Source organism: Brachybacterium sp. GCM10030252, from assembly GCF_042666535.1.
Lineage (GTDB): Bacteria > Actinomycetota > Actinomycetes > Actinomycetales > Dermabacteraceae > Brachybacterium.
Window position 1 is genome coordinate 23,903 of record NZ_JBHTDM010000030.1, and the last position, 16,867, is coordinate 40,769.

Consider the following 16,867-nt stretch of genomic DNA (forward strand, 5'->3'; position numbering starts at 1 on the left):
CCGCGGACGCTGCCTTGCCGTGATGAGGGAGCGCCGACCGGCGCATGCAGCCGACCTCGGATGTGAGCACGGTCTACCGTGGGCGATGCATGACCTCGTCCACCGGGAGGGGCCGTTGTGACCACACGACGCCAGATCGGTGTGCTCGGCGGCGTGTTCGCCGTCGGTGCACTGGTGGGAGCATGCACTAGGACCGCTGACGGGCCGGGTGTGGGCAGCGGCACTGCGTCCCGAGAGAAATCCCCCGGACCCGCCGAGCTCCTCACCACCGGCCTCGAGGCCCCGTGGTCTATCACCTTCGCCGGCGAGACCGCTCTCGTCAGCGAACGCGACTCCGGCCGGATCCTCGAACTCGCCCCCGACGGCACCCCGCGCGAGGTCGGCGTCATCGAGGCCGTCGTCGCCGGAGGGGAGGGCGGGCTGCTCGGCCTCGCTGTGCACGAGGACTACCTGTACATGTACTACACCGCCGCGGACGGCAACCGCATCGAGCGCCGCCCGCTGACCGGCGAGCCCGGCGGCCTCGGCCTCGGAGAGGCCTCGAGCGTGCTCGAAGGAATCCCGTCGGCCCGGATCCACAACGGTGGCCGGCTCGCATTCGGGCCCGACGGGATGCTGTATGCGACCACCGGCGACGCCTCGGACCGCGACAGCGCCCAGGACGTCGACGCCCTCAGTGGGAAGATCCTGCGGATGACGCCCGACGGGGGAGTGCCGGAGGACAACCCGTTCCCGGGCTCTCTCGTCTTCAGCTACGGGCACCGCAACCCGCAGGGGATCGCCTGGGCCGAGGACGGCACGATGTACGCCAGCGAGTTCGGCCAGGACACCCGGGACGAGCTGAACCTCATCGAGCCCGGCGGGAACTACGGCTGGCCTGCGGCCGAAGGCATCGCGGAGCAGGAGGACTACCGCGACCCTATCCAGCAGTGGTCCCCGGATGAGGCGAGCCCCAGCGGCATCGCGATCAGCGGTGGAAACCTGTACCTCGCCAATCTCCGCGGTCAGCGCCTGCGCGTGGTCCCGCTGGCCGCCCCCGACGATTCCCGCGAGCTGCTGACTGAGGGCGCTGGCCGGTTGCGCGACGTGGTGGTGGCCCCTGATGACTCGCTGTGGGTGCTGACCAATAACACCGACGGGCGGGGCGATCCCGGCGAGGGAGACGACCGCATCCTGCGCCTGACGCCTGACGCCTGACGCCTGACGCCTGACGCCTGACGCCTAATCCGGGTGCCACGCGCCGCGCAGGGCGCCCCTTCCACACCCGTGCAGATCTCACGAGGTTGTCATATTCCTATATAGGAATATGATGGGCGTCATGGCACGAGCAGCGACCACGTCGGACGTCTTCAATGCGATCGCTGAACCGCGGCGTCGCCAGATCCTCGTGCTGCTACGAGAAGGCGAGCGACCGGTCACCGAACTGTCGCACGAACTGGACCTGCCCCAGCCGGGGACCTCGAAGCACCTTCGCGTGCTCCGAGACGTCGGGCTGGTCCGCGATCGCCGGGACGGCAAGCAGCGCGTGTACGGCCTGGATGCCCGTGGGCTGAAGGCGGTCCATGAATGGACCGGGGGCTTCGAGCAGTTCTGGAGCGAGAGCTTCGAGCGGCTCGATGCCTACGTGCAGGAACTCAAACACGAGAGGCAGGAGGAGTAGCTCATGAACTCCATGGGATCTGAAAGGTCGAAGCAGAACGAGACGGCGAACCGCGAGATCGTCGTCTCGCGGGTCATCGATGCCCCGCGAGAGCTGGTCTTCGAGGCGTTCACCGAGGCGCGCCACTTGGCGCAGTGGTGGGGGCCGAAAGGGTTCACCACGACCACGCGGGCTTTCGAGTTCCGTGTCGGTGGTGTGTGGGACTTCGTGATGCACGGTCCGGACCGGACGGACTACCAGGAATGGATCCAGTGGACGGAGATCGTCCCGTCGGAGCGGATCACGATGCTCCACGGCGAGCACCGCGACGACCCGAATGCGTTCGAATCGGTCCTCACGTTCGAGACCGACGGGTCAGCGACCCGGGTCGAGATGCTCGCGATGTTCCCGACCGAGGAGCTGCGCGACGAGGCGATCGAGAAGCACGGCGCGGTCGAGGCTGGTCAGCAGACGTTGGGCAACCTCGCTGCCTACGCCGCCGAGCTCGTCCGCAAGGGGGCTGAGGGCTGATGGCCGGGAAGGTGTTCTTCAGTGTGTCGATGTCGCTGGACGGATTCATCGCCCCCGACTCGCCCGAGGAGTTGATGGGCACGCAGTGGAGGGAGCTGCAGCAGTGGGTCTTTCGCCAGCGCCACTTCCGAGAGAATCTCGGGCTCGGAAAGGGCGGCGAGGAGGGGCGCGACAACGACATCGTGACCGAGACGTTCGAGCGCACCGGTGCGAGCGTGATGGGCAAGCGCATGTTCGACGCCGGCGAGCAGATGTGGCCGGAACAGGCGCCGTTCCATACGCCGGTATTCGTGGTGACGCACGAAGAGCGCGAGCCGTGGGAACGTCCGGGCGGGACGACGTTCCGCTTCGTGGGCGACGGGATCGAGTCCGCCCTGGATCATGCCCGCCTGGCGGCGGGCAGTCGAGACGTCCGCGTCGCGGGTGGCGGCACGACGGTAGTGGGGTATCTGAATGCCGGATTGATCGACGAGTTCCACGTGGCGATCTCGCCCGTGCTGTTCGGGTCGGGGATTCGTCTGTTCGAGGGGGTGGAGGACAGTCGTGTGCGTCTGGAGCAGACCGGGACCGAATCCTCGACCCGGACCACGCATCTCTACTATGACGTGCACGTGAGGTGACGCGGAGTCAGCCGCTCACTCCCAGCGGAAGGTGCGCACGGCGACGATGGACAGCACGAGCGTCCACCCGGCCACCACCAGCAGATACATGGCATCGGGGAAGCTACCCATCGTCGCCTGGTTGAGCGCCTCGGTCGCGGCCCCCATCGGCGTCCAGTGCACGATCGTCTGCAGTGTCTGCGGCATTGTCTGGACCGGGAACCACACCCCGGTGGTGAACATCGTGGGCAGCATGACCATCATGCTGACCACATTGCCCACGGAGGCGTTGGGCGTCAGCGCGGTGATCACACCGCCGGTGGCCAGCATCGCCGCCAGCGCCAGGACGAACGTCACCAGCCAGCCCAGCAGGTGCTGCGGCAGCGGAGCGTCGTAGGCGAGCCGGCCCACGGTCAGGCACAGCGCGGCCGCGATCGCCACGGAGACGCCGAACACGACAGCCTGCGCGCCGAGGATCGTGAGGGGGCTGACCGGTGTGGTGCGCAGCCGGCGCAGGATCCTGCTGGAGCGGTACTCGATCAGCGTCATCGGCATGGCGGTGGCTCCGACCATGACCATCGACAGCAGGATGCAGATGGAGACGTAGAGCCCGATGACCGTCTGCCCGCCGAGATCCGCATCGGCCTCCCGGAACGTGGGAATGAAGCCCAGCACGATGAGCAGGAGCGTGGGGAAGGCGATCACCCAGAACCAGGCCATGGGCTCACGCAGATACAGGCGCGCCTCGTTGCGGATCAGGGCGGCGGATGCGGAGGTCATGCGGGCTCCTCGGCGCGATGCGGCTGTTCGTCGGTCAGGTCGAGGTAGGCCGAATCCAGGGACCCGTCGACCACGCGCAGCTGCCGCGGGGTGACGCCGGCGTGCTCGAGGTGACCCACCACGGTCAGGGCCACGCCTTCCTGACCGTGGACGAGAATGCGTCCGGCGTCGGTCTGGACAGCGGCGACGTCGGGCAGATCCCGCAGTGCCTCCAGGTCCACGGGAGCGTCGGCCCGGAAGGAGGTGACCGTGGCCGCCGCGGTCGCGCTGATCAGGCCGTCGGGGCTGTCCAGTGCGGCCAGGCGCCCGTGCTGGAAGATGGCGATCCGGTCGCACAGCTGCTGGGCCTCGTCCATGGCGTGGGTGACCAGGAGGATGGTCGCGCCGCTGTCGCGCAGGCCGCGCACCATGTCCCACACCTCCCGCCGGGCCCGCGGGTCCAGGCCGGTGCTGAGCTCATCCAGGATCGCCACCTCCGGCCGGCCGACCAGCGCCAGCGCCACGGACAGGCGCTGCTGTTGGCCGCCGCTGAGCGTGGCGAAACGCCGGTCCAGGTGCTCGCTCATGCCCACTCGCTCGGCCAGGTCCTGCCACGGCGCGGGATCGTCGTAGAAGGTGGACCACAGCTGCAGGGCTTCGCGCACGGTGATCTTGGGCTGGAGCTTGCTCTCCTGCAACTGGATGCCCAGCACCCGGGCGAGGCGATCATGCTGCGTCCACGGATCGATGCCCAGCACCCGGATGCTGCCGGCGTCGCTGCTGCGCAGGCCCGCGATCGCCTCGACGGTGGTGGTCTTGCCGGCGCCGTTGGGCCCGAGGATGCCGAAGATCTCGCCCTGGGCCACCGTGAAGCTGACGTCCTCGACGGCGACCTTGTCGCCGTAGGTCTTGCGGAGTCCCTCGACGACGACGGCCGGCCCGTCGACGACGGCCGGCTCGAGCGGGGTCGGTTCTGCGTGCATGTCCTCAGCGTGGAGGCTGCGGAGCTCTCGCGGATCCGGCAACCGGCGGCGACGGGGTCAACCGATCAGTGGATGCCGCGGAGCCTCGCGGAGAGTGCTGGTCGCCTTCTCGTGGGCGTTACGGCTGAGGATTTTCTGTCTCGCGTTCGATGCCTGCCGCCTCCGCCGACGCGACCCGCGACATCGCCGTCTCCCGCGCCGCGTCGATGTGCTCCTTGGCCACCCGCCGTGCCTCTTCGGCGTCGCCGGCGATGATCGCCTCGTAGATCAGCCGATGGTCGACCCGGGACTTCTCGACTCGTCCCGGGGCGCGCAGCGTGGTCGCCATACCGGCGGCGAGGATCTCGTGGAGCACGATCGTGGTCTGCTGCAGGAACTGGTTGCCCGCGGCGGAGACGGTGCTGAGGTGGAAGGCAGTGTCGAGCATGCGCATGCGCTCGAAGTCGATCTCCTCCGCGTAGGCGCAGGCGTCCAGCGCCGAGAACGCCTCGGTCAGCTCGGCCATGCCGTCCGGGTCGCGGCGCTGGGCGGCCCATTCCACGGCCGGGAGTTCGAGCACCTCGCGCATCGCGTAGAGCTCCTCGACGCCGATCTCGCGCTGGATCAGGGCGGCCCGCAGAGAGGCGGCGGCATGCGGCTCGGCGACGAAGACGCCCTGGCCGTGGCGGATGTCGACCACGCCCTGGGCCTGGAGGGACTTGAACGCCTCGCGCACCGAGGCGCGGCTGACGTGCAGGAGGTGGGCGAGCTCCCGCTCGGCGGGCAGCCGGTCGCCGGGCTTGAGCCGCTTGGTGCCGATGAGATTCTGGATCTGGTCGCTCACCTGCGTCGACACGTACGTCGTGGTGAGTGGTTCCCACATCTGCGATGTTCCCATCGGCCGATTATCGCCCACCCCGGGTCAGCGCCCGATGTGCGGGGCAGCGGACGGCGGGAGGGCAGATCCGAGCGTCGCGTCTCTGCCGGGCGCGGCCGCGCCGTCGCAGCGGGCTCGCCGCGCCCTGCGGCGCCGCCGCGACGCTCACGCCGTGCTCCGCTGCGCCGCCGTGAAGGCCGGGAACGCCTGCAGCTGCTCGCGCAGCTCGCCCACGGCCTGCTCGTCGAGCCCCTCCCGGGACGGCGCGGGCCGTCCACTGCCGTACCCCAGCAGGTGAAGGGCAACCTTCCAGCCGGCCGGGAACGCGTGGGCGCGGCAGAGATCCACGATCGCAGCGAGCTCCCGCTGACGGGCCCACGCCGTCTCCAGGTCGCCATCGACGACAGCGCGATGGATGCCGACGGCGAGCTGTGGCAGCACGCCGGGGCTGGCGGCGATCGTGCCGGCGGCCCCGGTCAGCAGACTCGAGACCAGCAGGGAATCCGCGCCGGTCAGCACGCTGAACCCGTCGGCCCCCTCCGTCGCCCAGATCCAGCGCTGGAGGTTCTCCATGTCCCGCGTGCTGTCCTTGACGCCGATGACGCGCGGATGGTCGGCCAGGCGCAGGATCGTCTCGGTCTCCACGGCGACGCCACTGAGGGCGGGAATGTTGTAGAGCACCAGCGGCAGGGGAGCGCGATCCGCGAGGGCGGTGACGAACTCACTCTGCTCGGTGCCGGCCACCGGCGGCGCGAGCAGCGCGGCGGTGGCGCCCGCCTCGGCCACGTCCTCCAGCTCGCTCAGCGTCGTCTCCAGATCGTTCGCGGGCACCCAGCAGAGGACGGACAGATCCACGGGGGAGTGGGCGAGAACCGTGGTCAGTACTGCGCGGCGGGTGGCCGGCAGCAGGTGCCAGCCCTCCCCGGTGCTGCCGCAGGGTGCGAAGCCGGTGACCCCGGCCGCGGCGGCGCGCTCGACCAGGTCCGCGAGAGTCACCCGATCCAGGGTTCCGTCCGCGCAGAACGGGGTGATGAGGGCGGGGAAGACCCCGCTCAGAGGTTCATGGGTCACCATTCCGCGCTCCGTCCATCGGGGTATCGCCAGTCGGGGTCCTTCAGGCTCCAGCTCGGGGAGGCGGCGATCGCGTCCTCGTCGAGCTCGAGGCCCAGCCCGGGGTCCGGCGGGATGGCCAGGCGACCGTCGGCCGGGCGCAGCACCGCGGGCTCGCGGAGGTAGTCGAACATCTCCGCCTTCGGCATATCGGCGTAGCCGCGGTTGTAATGCAGCCCGAGCGACTGCTCCTGGGCCACGATGTTCTCCGCACACGCACCGGCCTGCAGCGAAGCGGCCAGGGAGACGGGGCCGTTGGGGCAGTGCGGGGCCACGGCGACATCGTAGGCCTCGGCCACCCGGGCGATGCTGACCAGCTCCGCGATGCCCGTCAGGGACACGTCGGGCTGGAGCACGTCGACCACCCGGGCCTCCAGCAGCGGCAGGAACTCGCGCAGCTCGCTCATCCGCTCCCCGGTGGCGATCGGTACCGTGCGGTCGCGGCCGAAGAGCTCGGCGTAGGCGGCCTCGTGCCCGGGCGGCAGCGGCTCCTCGATCCACGCCGGCCGGAACGTCTCCAGCTCGCGCACCAGCGTGCGCGCCATCGACCGGTGCACGCGGCCGTGGAAGTCCAGCGCGACGTCGATCCGGGACCCGAACTCCTCGCGCACCGCGCCGACCCGCTCGATGACGGCGTCGATCGCGGCGGAGGACTCGATGTGGTCGAACTCGGCGGTCGCGTTCATCTTGACCATCGAATAGCCCTGCTCCAGCCGCGCGGTGATGTCGGCGCTGAGCTGGGCGGGCCGGTCCCCGCCCACCCACGCGTAGCTGGTGATGTGCTCGCGCACGGCGCCGCCCAGGAGACCGTGGACGGGGGAGTTCAGGCGGCGGGCGCGGATGTCCCACAGGGCGCATTCGATGGCGGCGGCCGCGGTGGCGAGCACGGGGCCGCCGCGGAAGAAGCCGCCGTGGCGCATTCGCAGACGGAGCTGTTCGATCCGGTCCGGGTCCCGGCCGCGGACGTTCGCCTCCAGGTCCGCGAGGGCGCCCTGGACGGCGCCGGCGCGTTTGGGGTTGATCGATTCGCCCCACCCGGTCAGGCCGTCCTCGGTGTCCACGCGAACGAGGATCCAGCGCGGGGCGACCCGGTAGGAGCGCACCGCGGCGATGCGGTCACTCATCCGCGCTCTCCCACTGCTCGGCGAAGGCATCGAGGCGGCGACTGAGCAGGCGCCCGCCGTCCACCCGGAGCGAGGCCCCGGTGATGAACGAGGCAGCGTCGGAGGCGAGGAAGGCGACGGCCTCGGCGACCTCCTCGGGCCGGCCCGCGCGACGCAACAGGGCAGGGGAGCTGGTCGCGTCGGCGGGAGCAGCATCGCTGCGCATCTCCGCCATCCCGGGCGTCTCGATCACGCCGGGCACGACGGTGTTCACACGGATGCCGGCCGGCCCGAACTCGACGGCCAGGGCGCGGGTGGCGGCGTTGACGCCGCCCTTGGAGATGGCGTACGCGGCGTGCTGGCGCAGCGGAGAGAGCTCCTGGATGCTCGAGACGTTCACGATCGCGCCGCCGTCGCTCATCACGCGGCCGGCGTCCCGCGCCAGCATGACGCCGGCCGAGAGGTTGGTCTCGAGCACCTGGTCCCAGTCCTCGTCGGTCAGTTCCGAGAACGCGTCTCGCCGTCCGAGGTGGGCGGCGTTGTTCACGAGCACGTCGAGCCGGCCCCAGGCGTCGATGCTGCGCTGGACGAGGCCGCTGCGCTGACGGCGGTCGCAGAGGTCGACCACCTCGGCCCGGCGCCGATCCGTTCCCAGCGCTGCGGTGAGCTCGCGCAGGGCTGCGCCGTCGCGGTCGACGGCGGTGACGGTGCAGCCTCGGGCCACGAGGGCTTCGGTGACGGCCCTGCCGATGCCGCGGGCCGCGCCCGTGACCAGGGCGGCTCGCCCCGCGAAGGACGCGGGGTCGGGGCCCGGCGCGCTCCGACCGGCCGCGACCCCGTCGGCCGATGCGCCCGCGGCCGGGCTCATCGCGACTCCCCGTGCTCGGCCAGAACGACGACATCCCACGGGCCCAGCTGGATCTGCCCGTCGGCCGGGACCTCCTCACCCGAGAGCAGCGAGCGGCCCGCGACCGGCGCTGGGACCCTCAGCGTCTCTTCGGACCAGTTCGTGAGGAACCACAGGGTCTCGCCGTCCCGGCCCCGCGCCCGGGTGCAGCGCACGGACTCCGGCAGCCCGGCGCCCAGCGGCTGCACGCCGGCCTGCTCGAGCACCCAGCGGGCCACGGAGCGTCCCAGCTCCGGGTTGGGAAGGGTGCCGACGTAGGTGACGCGGCCCGTGCCGTACTGGTTCGTGACCACGGCGGGGAAGGTGCCGAACTGGCGGTGCTCGTAGTAGGCCAGCGGAGAGGCGCCCTCGAGCTCCAGCTCGTCCATCCAGCCCTCTCCCGCCGAGCCCGCATCGAGCTCCAGGGTGCCGCTGGCGGTCACGGGCACGGCGGATTCGAGGTTGGAGTAGAGGTTGTATCCGGCGCCGACGCCGGGGCGCAGCGGCCCGGGGCCGCGCTCCCAGCGGGCCCTGCCGAACTCGTCCATGTACCCGGAGCGGATGCCGAGCACGAGGTGGCCGCCCCTCTCGGCGTACCGCAGCAACGCGCGGTGGGTCTCGTCGTCCGCGGCATAGAGACTGGGCGCGACCACGACGGGGTAGTCCTCGAGGCCGTCGACGGCGTGGGTGACGGTGGCCTGGGCGCGCTCGTCGAAGAACGCCCGGTAGAAGGCGTCGAAGATCCGCTCGTAGGAGCGCCGGTCACCCTGCGCGGTCCCCGGCACGGGCAGGCACGGCTCGAAGCTGAGCAGGTAGCGAGAATCGGGGGAGTAGACGAAGGCGACCTCCGCCTCGGCGTCCAGATCGGTGAGCTGGTCCCCGGCGCTCTGCAGCTCGTGGCCGATGCGGGCGACCTCGCGGAGGTTGCGGTTCTCCTCGAGGTCGTGGTTCAGCACGCCGTGCGAGTAGGTCTCGGAGCCGTAGTGGGTGCTGTGCCAGTGCCAGTAGGCCACGGCGTTGGCGCCGCGGGAGATGCAGGTGTAGGCGGCCAGGCGCCACTGGCCGTCGTAGGCGGGGAAGTTGTGCGCGGGCCCGCCCACGCTGATCGGGTTCATCTCGGTGACCAGAAAGTTCTGGTGGCCGCTCGCGCGGGCCATGTCCCCGCGCTGGAACAGCTGGTAGGCACCGTGCACCCCCGAGGGGTCGTGATAGGTGCCGGGATGCGTGCCGCGTGGCGGGTGGGACAGGGCGCCCTGGGCATGGTGCGGGAAGTTCTCGGCGTGCACGTCCATGGCGGCACCGATCAGCGCCCGGTTCGCGTGGGGCAGGCCGTGCCCGGAGACGGTGTCGTGGGTGATGAACTGGTCCTCACGCAGGTACTCGCGCACGATGCCCGCCTGCCAGGCGAGGAACTCCTGGACCAGGTCGGCCTGGTAGCGGCGCCACTCCAGGTCGAAGCCCGGATTGGTGTTCCCGCCGCCCTGGCCGCGCTCGCCAGGAGCCCACAGCTGGCCGAAGTCGGCCAGGCGGTGGGACCAGAAGTTCAGCCCCCACACGTCATTCAGCGTGTCGATGTCGCCGAACTTCGCCTCCACCCGGCGGACGAACTCGCGGGTCGCGGCCGCGGAGTGGACCGCGCGGCCGCCGGTCTCGTTGTCCACCTGCACGCCGATCACCGCGGGATGGCTCGCCCAGCGCTCCATCACCGCGCGGATGATGCGCTCGGCGAAGAAGCGGTACCCGGGATGGGTGAAGTCCACGTTCTGGCGGTCCCCGAACGGCCACGGCGTGCCGTCGGCGCGGGAGTTCATCACCTCGGGGTATTCCCGGGACATCCACGCCGGGATCGCGTACGTCGGGGTGCACAGGATGACCGTGATCCCGGCGGAGTGCAGCTCGTCCAGCGTGGGGCCGAGCATGTCGACGTCGATGCGGCCGGGGGCCGGTTCGCACATCGCCCAGATCGAATCGGCCAGACGCGCGTAGTTGATACCCGCCTCGCGCATCATCCGCACGTCCTCGGTGAGGCGGTCGAAGGGCAGGTATTCGGGATAGTAAGAAATGCCGTACAGCATGTGAGGAAAGCTCCCAAGGGTGGGTCGTCGGGTGTTGTCGGGTGGGGTCGTGCGGCAGAGGATCCGCGCGGCGGGCTCAGCCGCGCACTGCGCCCGCGATGCCCTCCACGAAATGCCGCTGCATCAGCAGGAACGCGATCACGATCGGCAGGATGCTCATCGTGGAAGCGGCCGCCATGCCGGTCCAGTCGGTGGAGTTCTCGCCCTGGAACGCGTAGACGCCGACGGCGAGGGTGCGCTGGTCCGGGCGGGAGAGAGTCAGCACCAGCGGGATGAGGAAGCTGTTCCACACCCGCATGATCGTCATGATCACCGCGGTGGCGATCACCGGTTTCGACAGCGGCAGCATGATCGACCAGAACGAGCGCAGGAATCCCGCGCCATCGATGCGGGAGGCCTCCAGCAGCTCTTTCGGCATCTGACGGAAATACCCGGCGAACAGCAGGATGATCATGATCTGGGCGCCGCCGGATTCGGCCAGGATCAATCCGGCCAGCGAGGTGCTGAGGCCCAGGGCGCTGATCACCTCGAACAACGGGATGATCGTGTAGCCCTCCGGCAGGAACACCACCGCGATGATCGCGCCGATGATGATCCGCTTGCCGGGGAAGCGGTAGGTGCCCAGCACGTACCCGATGGTCGAGGTGGTCAGCAAAGTGATGGCGACCGTGGCTCCGGTGACCAGCAGCGTGTTCCAGAAGTAGCGGCCCATGTTCGCCGTCCACCACGCCCGCACGTAGTTCTCGAACTCGGGGGCCGACGGGATCAGCGACATCTCCGTGAACACCGTCATGTTGTCCTTCAGTGACGCCGAGACCATCCACAGCATCGGGTACAGCCACGCGAAGCCCACCACGCCGAGGACGACGGTGAGGATCGTGTGCCGCAGCAGCCGGCGCCGGTTGCGCCGTCGCTGGGGTCGCCTCCTGCCTGCTCGCGGGGCCTCGGCCCGGCTCGTGCCCGGCGCGGGGGCAGGGATCGTGCTGGTGGTGACGTCGCTCATCACTGCCCCTTCCGTGCGAGCTGGATCTTGCGCACGGCCCACGCCTGCAGCGCCGTGAAGATGAGGATGGCGAGGCCGAAGATCACCGCGGCGGCCGAGGCGTAACCGAGCCGGGGCTCACCCTCGGAGGCGAAGGCGAGGCGGTAGATGTACAGCTCCACCAGCTCGGTGGAGAAGCTGGGCCCGCCCTGGGTCATCGCCTGGACCAGCGGGAACGTCTGGAAGGAGCCGACCACGGCGATCAGCGTGATGATCACCCCGAAGGGCAGGATCATCGGCACGGTCAGGTGGCGGTGCCGCCGCCAGATCCCCGCGCCGTCCACCTCGGCGGCCTCGTAGAGCTCCTTCGGCACCGTCTGCAGCGCGACCAGCCAGTAGATCATTGAGATCCCCGTCCACTTCCAGATGAACACGGCCGAGACGGAGGCCAGGGCGAGCGAGGGGCTGCCCAGGAAGTCGATCGGCTGATCGATCAGCCCGATCGAGAGCAGGAACCTGTTCAGCGGCCCGTCGAACGGGTTCATCAGCATCGTGAACACGATCCCGACGATGGCCGTGGTGGTGACCACCGGCAGGAAGAACACGGCGCGGAAGAGCGGGCGCAGCCGGTAGGAGGCGTCGTTCAGCGCCGCCGCGAACAGGAACGCCAGCACCAGCGAGGCCGGCACCGTCATCAGGACGAACAGCGCCGTGCGACCGAAGGCGGCCCAGAAGTACCGGTCGACCATCACCTCACGGAAGTTCGCGAAGCCGACGAAGGTGCGCTCGTCCCCGAAGCCGTTCCACTCCTGGAAGGAGATCACCCAGGAGGCGATCGCCGGATAGAACGTGAACACGGCCGCGAGCACGATGGTGGGCAGCATGAAGAGGTAGCACCACACCGTGTCCGAGGTCGCGGATCGCTGCGCTCGCGGGGCGGGTTGTTCCGGGATGTGCACCTGGGCGGTGGTCATCGCTCAGAGCTCCTCGTACATGTCCTGGGTGTAGTCCTCACCCGGAGTGAAGTTGGGGAAGGCCCAGTCCTCTCGGCTGACGTCCGCGCCCGCCTCCTGGGCTGCCTTCAGGGCCTCGTCCCGCTGCCGGTTCGAGTTGTCGGTGAGGTCCTGCAGGGCGCTCTTCACGTCGGTGATCGAGCCGTCGATGACGCCGGCGACGATGTCGCCCATGCCGATGTCCAGCGGCTCGGACTTCTGGTTCACCAGCGCGATGTCCGGGTTGCGCACCAGGGAGCTGGGCATCAGCACCTGCTGCTCGGCCAGCTCGAGCGAGCGCCGGCCGGCGTCGGAGATCTGCTCCTTGGCGGCCTCGACCGCATCGGGGTAGGGGGAGGGGCTGCCTGGGCCGACGATCTGCGTCCAGGCCTTCGCGGCCTCGAGGCTGCCGTGGTAGGCCATGATGTCTCCGGCGATCTCGGGTGAGCCGGTGCCGGCGTAGACGAACATGGCATCGGCCATCTTGCCGGGGGCGTAGCCGATCGGCAGCGCGTCCGGGCCCGGCCGCGGGTGGGCACCGACGCCGAACTCGAAGTCCGGTGACTCGTTCTCCCAGGTGGTGATGACCCACGGGCCGGCGGTCACCATCCCGGCGGAGCCCGAGGCGACCCGCGGCCACGCCTGCGGTGCGGTCAGCGAGGTCGAGCCGGGGAAGACGCTGCCATCGTCCAGCAGCGCCTGCAGCAGCTCGAAGGCGTTCAGCCAGGCGTCGTCCGTGAAATCGAATTCGCCGGTGGCCGGGTTCGAGCCGTAGGCGCCGCCCATCTGCGCCAGGCCATTGATCCAGAAGTCCAGCCGGTTGGTCTGGGCTCCCTCGAGGACCACGCCGTAGGCCTGGCCGTTGCCGGCCTCGGTGATCTTCCGGGCCGCTTCACGGTAGTCGTCCCAGGTCAGCGGCTCGGTCTCGGGGTCGAAGCCGGCGTCGTTCATGAGTTGTTTGTTGTAGAGCAGGCAGATCTCGTAGCGGTTGTCCGCCGTGGCCGGGAACGTGTACGTCTTCCCGTCGTGGATGTGCAGACCCTCGAACAGGACGTTCTCGGGATACTGCGCCTTCCACTCCTCGAAGCCGGGCATCACGTCGTCCAGCGGCAGGATCCATTCCGCCTCCAGCGCCTGGTCGAACAGCGGCCCCGGCAGCAGCTGGACCAGGTCGTGCAGCGTCTCGTTGCGCACCGCCAGCGGGACCAGTTCTTCGATCTCGTTCCACGGCAGGCCGTCGTACTCGGTGGTGACGTTCGAGTGCTTCTCGCTGTACTGGTTCAGCAGCTCGTTCCAGTAATTGGCCTTGGTGTCGCCGCTGTCGACGACCCGGAAGGTGACGTCCTCGCTGGGCAGTTCGGTGGCGGGATCGGGAATCTGGATCAGGCCCGATCCGGCCTCGTCCTCCGGCGGGGTGCAGCCGGCGGCGGCCAGGCCGAGCCCGGCGGCGATGCCTCCGCCCAGCAGTGCGCGCCGGGAGGGGTGAGGCGAGAGGTGGGGTCCCATGAGTGGCTCCTGTCTGTTCGTCATCGAAAGACGTCTGCGGTCGGGGCGTCGGCGGTAGGTGGTCTGACCTCTATCCACCGAAGCGATGCGGGCCTGCGGGTGCTGCGGGGTGGTGATGCCGGGGGTGGCCGGGTGTCGAGATGGGGTGGTCTGTGTGCCCCTCCCGCGCATCGCCAGCTCCGGCGCGGCGGGGTAATCGATTTCACACACCGTATCAAGGGGGATGGAGGCGGTCAATCATTCCGTCGAGATCCCGTGCACTCATCCCGCCGAGATCCCTTGACCCCCGGGGCGGCCCAGGTGTCGTATGTCCGGACACCTCGGCCGCGATCGGCAAGGATGCGGTGGTCCTCCGCGGGCGAGGGCGGGCGAGGGCACCGAGGAGGATGCGCCATGACCGTGATCCCATTGACCGAGCTCGACCCCGGCGACACCGAGCGGATCGGGGGCAAAGCCGCCGGGCTGGCCATGCTGATCGCCGCCGGTCAGCGCGTCCCCGACGGGTTCTGCCTGACCACGCAGGCCTATCAGGCCGGCACCGTTCCGCGGGAGGAGGTCGCAGCCGCCTACGCCGAGCTCGGCGACGAGGTGCCCGTCGCGGTGCGCTCCAGCGCCACCGCCGAGGATCTCCCGTGGGCAAGCTTCGCCGGGCAGCAGGACACGATCCTCGGCGTGCGCGGGCTGGATGACCTGGTCACCGCGATCGAGACCTGCTGGGACTCGCTGGAGACCGCCAGGGCCCGCGCCTACCGCGAGGCCAACGACGTCGCCGAGGCGCAGATGGCCGTCGTCGTCCAGACCATGATCGAACCGCGGGCCGCTGGAGTGCTGTTCACCGCGAACCCGATCACCGGCGCCCGCGGCGAGATGGTGATCGATGCGGCCCCCGGTCGCGGATCCGGCGTGGTCGACGGCAGCATCGAGGCCGACCACTACGTGCTGGGCGAGCAGATCCCGCTGCACCCGGGTGGGTGTCTCGATCGCGCCGAGCTCACGGAGCTGCGGTCCGTCGGCCGCCGCATCCAGGAGCATGCCGGATCGCCGCAGGACATCGAGTGGGCGCTCGATGACGGCGGCACCCTCTGGCTGCTCCAGTCCCGCGCCGTCACCAGCCTCTTCCCCGTGCCGGAGGCCGCTGGCGACGAGCTGCGGGTGTACATGGAGGCCGGGCACATGCAGGGCATGCTGCAGCCGATGACCCCGATGGGCGCCTCCGTGATGCTCCAGGTCTCCCGGCAATGGTTCGAGATGTTCGGGGCGAAGAGCGCGGATGTCTCCTCCCTGCTGACCATCATCGGCGGCCGGATGTTTCTGGACCTGACCGCGTTCGTCCGCGCCCCGGGCATCCGCCGGCAGCTGCCCGAGTCGATGGCCCTCTACGGGCCGCGGGTCGTCGCCGCCGTCGAGAAGGTCCTCGAGGATCCCCGGTTCACCCCGCGGCGTCTGCGGATCCCGGTCGGCACTCTCGCGCGGGTGGTGGCACGCACCGGGCCGCCGATGGTGCGCGGCATCATCGGCGCGCTGCGGCGGCCTGAGGCCGAACGCCGGCGAGTTCTGGCCTCCGCTCCGGCGGTGCGCGCCTCATGCCGGGCCCGGTCCGACGTGACGACGGCGCAGGAGCACCTCGCCGTCGCCGAGGAGGTCCACCTCGACGTGCTGTCCGGCCCCATGCTCGATGCTCTGAATCCTCTGTGGGCGGCGATGGGCTGCCAGGGCCTTGCGACGGTGCTGCTGCACGGCCTCGCCACCGAGAGCGAGGTCTCTGCGGTGGTCCGCGGCGCCCCGCACAACGTCACCACCGAGATGGATCTGAGGCTGTGGCAGATCGCGGCCGAGGCGACGGAGCATCGGCAGCTGCTGACCGAGACGCCCGTCGCGCAGCTGGTCTCGCAGTACTGCGAGGGCTCCTTGCCGGAGATCGGGCTGGAGGGATTCCTGGCCGCGTACGGTCACCGCTCCGCCGCCGAGATCGACGTCGGCGTGCCCCGCTGGGCCGAGGACCCCGCCCCGGTCTTCGACGCCCTGGCCAACTACCTGCGCCAGGGCGATCACGATCAGGCGCCCGACGTGCGCTTCCGCCGAGCCGCCGCCGAGGGCGAGGCCGCGATCGAGGACCTGGTCGCGCGGGCCCGCCTGCGGCGCGCACCGCTGGCCCCGCTGATCGCATTCCTGCTGCGACGGACCCGAGCGCTCATCGGGCTGCGCGAGCTCCCCAAGTTCCTGTGGCTGTACGCCCTGGACCGGGTGCGCCAGGAGCTGCTCGCGGCCGGCGAGATCCTCGCCGGGCGGAGGCTGTTGACCGAGGCGGGGGACATCATGTTCCTCGACCTGGAGGAGGTCCGCGCCGCTGCGGAGACCGGCACCGATCAGCGGGACCTGGCCGCCGCCCGCCGCGCCACCCACCAGCGGGAGATGCGACGGCGCCACGTGCCCGTCGTGCTCCTGTCCGACGGCACCGACGTCGAGGCCACCCTCCCCGTGCCCGAGAACGCCGAGGGACTGACCGGCATCGGCGCCGCCGCGGGGACCGCGACGGGCCCTGCCCGCGTGATCCGCGACCCGCACGGGGCGCGGGTCGAGCCCGGGGAGATCCTCGTCGCGCCCACCACCGATCCGGGCTGGACGCCGCTGTTCCTCACCGCGGCGGGCCTGGTCACCGAGACCGGTGCCACCATGGCCCACGGCCCCACCGTCGCCCGCGAATACGGCATCCCCGCCGTGATCTGTGTGAAGGACGCGACCTCGCAGATCCGCACCGGGCAGCTGATCACGATCGACGGGGCGAGCGGGCTGGTGAGGGTTGAGGATGAGGAGACCGGCAGCGCCGAGAGCAGGTGATCTCCGGA

The 16,867-nt window shown here is 70.2% G+C and carries 15 protein-coding genes; 5 read left to right on the forward strand and 10 right to left on the reverse strand.

The window, feature by feature from the left end; all coding sequences use genetic code 11:
• Positions 1 to 117: 117 nt before the first annotated feature.
• The 4 genes from ACFQRJ_RS13650 to ACFQRJ_RS13665 all read left to right on the forward strand — a co-directional run bounded on the left by ACFQRJ_RS13650 (position 118) and on the right by ACFQRJ_RS13665 (position 2,790).
• A complete protein-coding gene (locus tag ACFQRJ_RS13650) occupies positions 118 to 1,197 on the forward strand; it encodes a PQQ-dependent sugar dehydrogenase (protein WP_377019723.1) in 1,080 nt (359 codons plus the stop codon).
• A 121-nt stretch (positions 1,198 to 1,318) separates the two neighbouring features.
• Positions 1,319 to 1,660 (forward strand): ArsR/SmtB family transcription factor, encoded by a 342-nt coding sequence (locus ACFQRJ_RS13655; RefSeq protein ID WP_377019724.1) that lies wholly within the window; start codon positions 1,319 to 1,321, stop codon positions 1,658 to 1,660.
• Between the two features lie 3 nt (positions 1,661 to 1,663).
• Entirely contained in the window at positions 1,664 to 2,170 is a 507-nt protein-coding gene (locus ACFQRJ_RS13660; RefSeq protein WP_377019725.1) for an SRPBCC family protein, read from the forward strand.
• Complete coding sequence (locus ACFQRJ_RS13665) at positions 2,170 to 2,790, forward strand: dihydrofolate reductase family protein (RefSeq protein WP_377019726.1); 621 nt, start codon at positions 2,170 to 2,172, stop codon at positions 2,788 to 2,790. The genes ACFQRJ_RS13660 and ACFQRJ_RS13665 overlap by 1 nt, the downstream gene beginning before the upstream one ends.
• A gap of 15 nt (positions 2,791 to 2,805) precedes the next feature.
• On the opposite strand, the gene ACFQRJ_RS13670 is transcribed toward ACFQRJ_RS13665, so the two are convergent.
• The 10 genes from ACFQRJ_RS13670 to ACFQRJ_RS13715 form a co-directional block, all read right to left on the reverse strand.
• Positions 2,806 to 3,549 (reverse strand): ABC transporter permease, encoded by a 744-nt coding sequence (locus ACFQRJ_RS13670; RefSeq protein ID WP_377019727.1) that lies wholly within the window; start codon positions 3,547 to 3,549, stop codon positions 2,806 to 2,808.
• The gene (locus tag ACFQRJ_RS13675) at positions 3,546 to 4,511 is read right to left on the reverse strand and encodes an ABC transporter ATP-binding protein (RefSeq protein ID WP_377019728.1); all 966 of its coding nucleotides are present in this window, start codon (positions 4,509 to 4,511) and stop codon (positions 3,546 to 3,548) included. Before ACFQRJ_RS13675 ends, ACFQRJ_RS13670 begins: the two co-directional genes overlap by 4 nt.
• 118 nt (positions 4,512 to 4,629) lie before the next feature.
• Positions 4,630 to 5,388, reverse strand: a complete 759-nt coding sequence (locus tag ACFQRJ_RS13680) for a FadR/GntR family transcriptional regulator (RefSeq protein ID WP_377019729.1) — start codon at positions 5,386 to 5,388, stop codon at positions 4,630 to 4,632.
• Between the two features lie 144 nt (positions 5,389 to 5,532).
• Positions 5,533 to 6,438 carry a dihydrodipicolinate synthase family protein gene (locus ACFQRJ_RS13685; protein WP_377019731.1) on the reverse strand — a complete coding sequence of 302 codons (906 nt, stop codon included), beginning with the start codon at positions 6,436 to 6,438 and terminating at the stop codon, positions 5,533 to 5,535.
• The gene (gene dgoD, locus ACFQRJ_RS13690) at positions 6,435 to 7,601 is read right to left on the reverse strand and encodes a galactonate dehydratase (protein ID WP_377019732.1); all 1,167 of its coding nucleotides are present in this window, start codon (positions 7,599 to 7,601) and stop codon (positions 6,435 to 6,437) included. The genes ACFQRJ_RS13685 and dgoD overlap by 4 nt, the downstream gene beginning before the upstream one ends.
• Complete coding sequence (locus ACFQRJ_RS13695; protein ID WP_377019733.1) at positions 7,594 to 8,448, reverse strand: SDR family NAD(P)-dependent oxidoreductase; 855 nt, start codon at positions 8,446 to 8,448, stop codon at positions 7,594 to 7,596. Before ACFQRJ_RS13695 ends, dgoD begins: the two co-directional genes overlap by 8 nt.
• Positions 8,445 to 10,541 carry a beta-galactosidase gene (locus tag ACFQRJ_RS13700; protein WP_377019734.1) on the reverse strand — a complete coding sequence of 699 codons (2,097 nt, stop codon included), beginning with the start codon at positions 10,539 to 10,541 and terminating at the stop codon, positions 8,445 to 8,447. The genes ACFQRJ_RS13695 and ACFQRJ_RS13700 overlap by 4 nt, the downstream gene beginning before the upstream one ends.
• A gap of 76 nt (positions 10,542 to 10,617) precedes the next feature.
• Positions 10,618 to 11,544: a carbohydrate ABC transporter permease gene (locus ACFQRJ_RS13705; RefSeq protein ID WP_377019735.1), complete on the reverse strand. Its 927-nt coding sequence runs from the start codon at positions 11,542 to 11,544 to the stop codon at positions 10,618 to 10,620.
• On the reverse strand, positions 11,544 to 12,497 hold the full coding sequence (locus ACFQRJ_RS13710; protein ID WP_377019736.1) for a carbohydrate ABC transporter permease: 954 nt from the start codon (positions 12,495 to 12,497) through the stop codon (positions 11,544 to 11,546). Before ACFQRJ_RS13710 ends, ACFQRJ_RS13705 begins: the two co-directional genes overlap by 1 nt.
• Before the next feature lie 3 nt (positions 12,498 to 12,500).
• Positions 12,501 to 14,021, reverse strand: a complete 1,521-nt coding sequence (locus ACFQRJ_RS13715; protein ID WP_377019737.1) for an ABC transporter substrate-binding protein — start codon at positions 14,019 to 14,021, stop codon at positions 12,501 to 12,503.
• 393 nt (positions 14,022 to 14,414) lie between these two features.
• Here ACFQRJ_RS13715 and ACFQRJ_RS13720 point away from each other — a divergent pair, with 393 nt between their 5' ends.
• Positions 14,415 to 16,859, forward strand: a complete 2,445-nt coding sequence (locus ACFQRJ_RS13720; protein ID WP_377019738.1) for a PEP/pyruvate-binding domain-containing protein — start codon at positions 14,415 to 14,417, stop codon at positions 16,857 to 16,859.
• Positions 16,860 to 16,867: the final 8 nt, after the last annotated feature.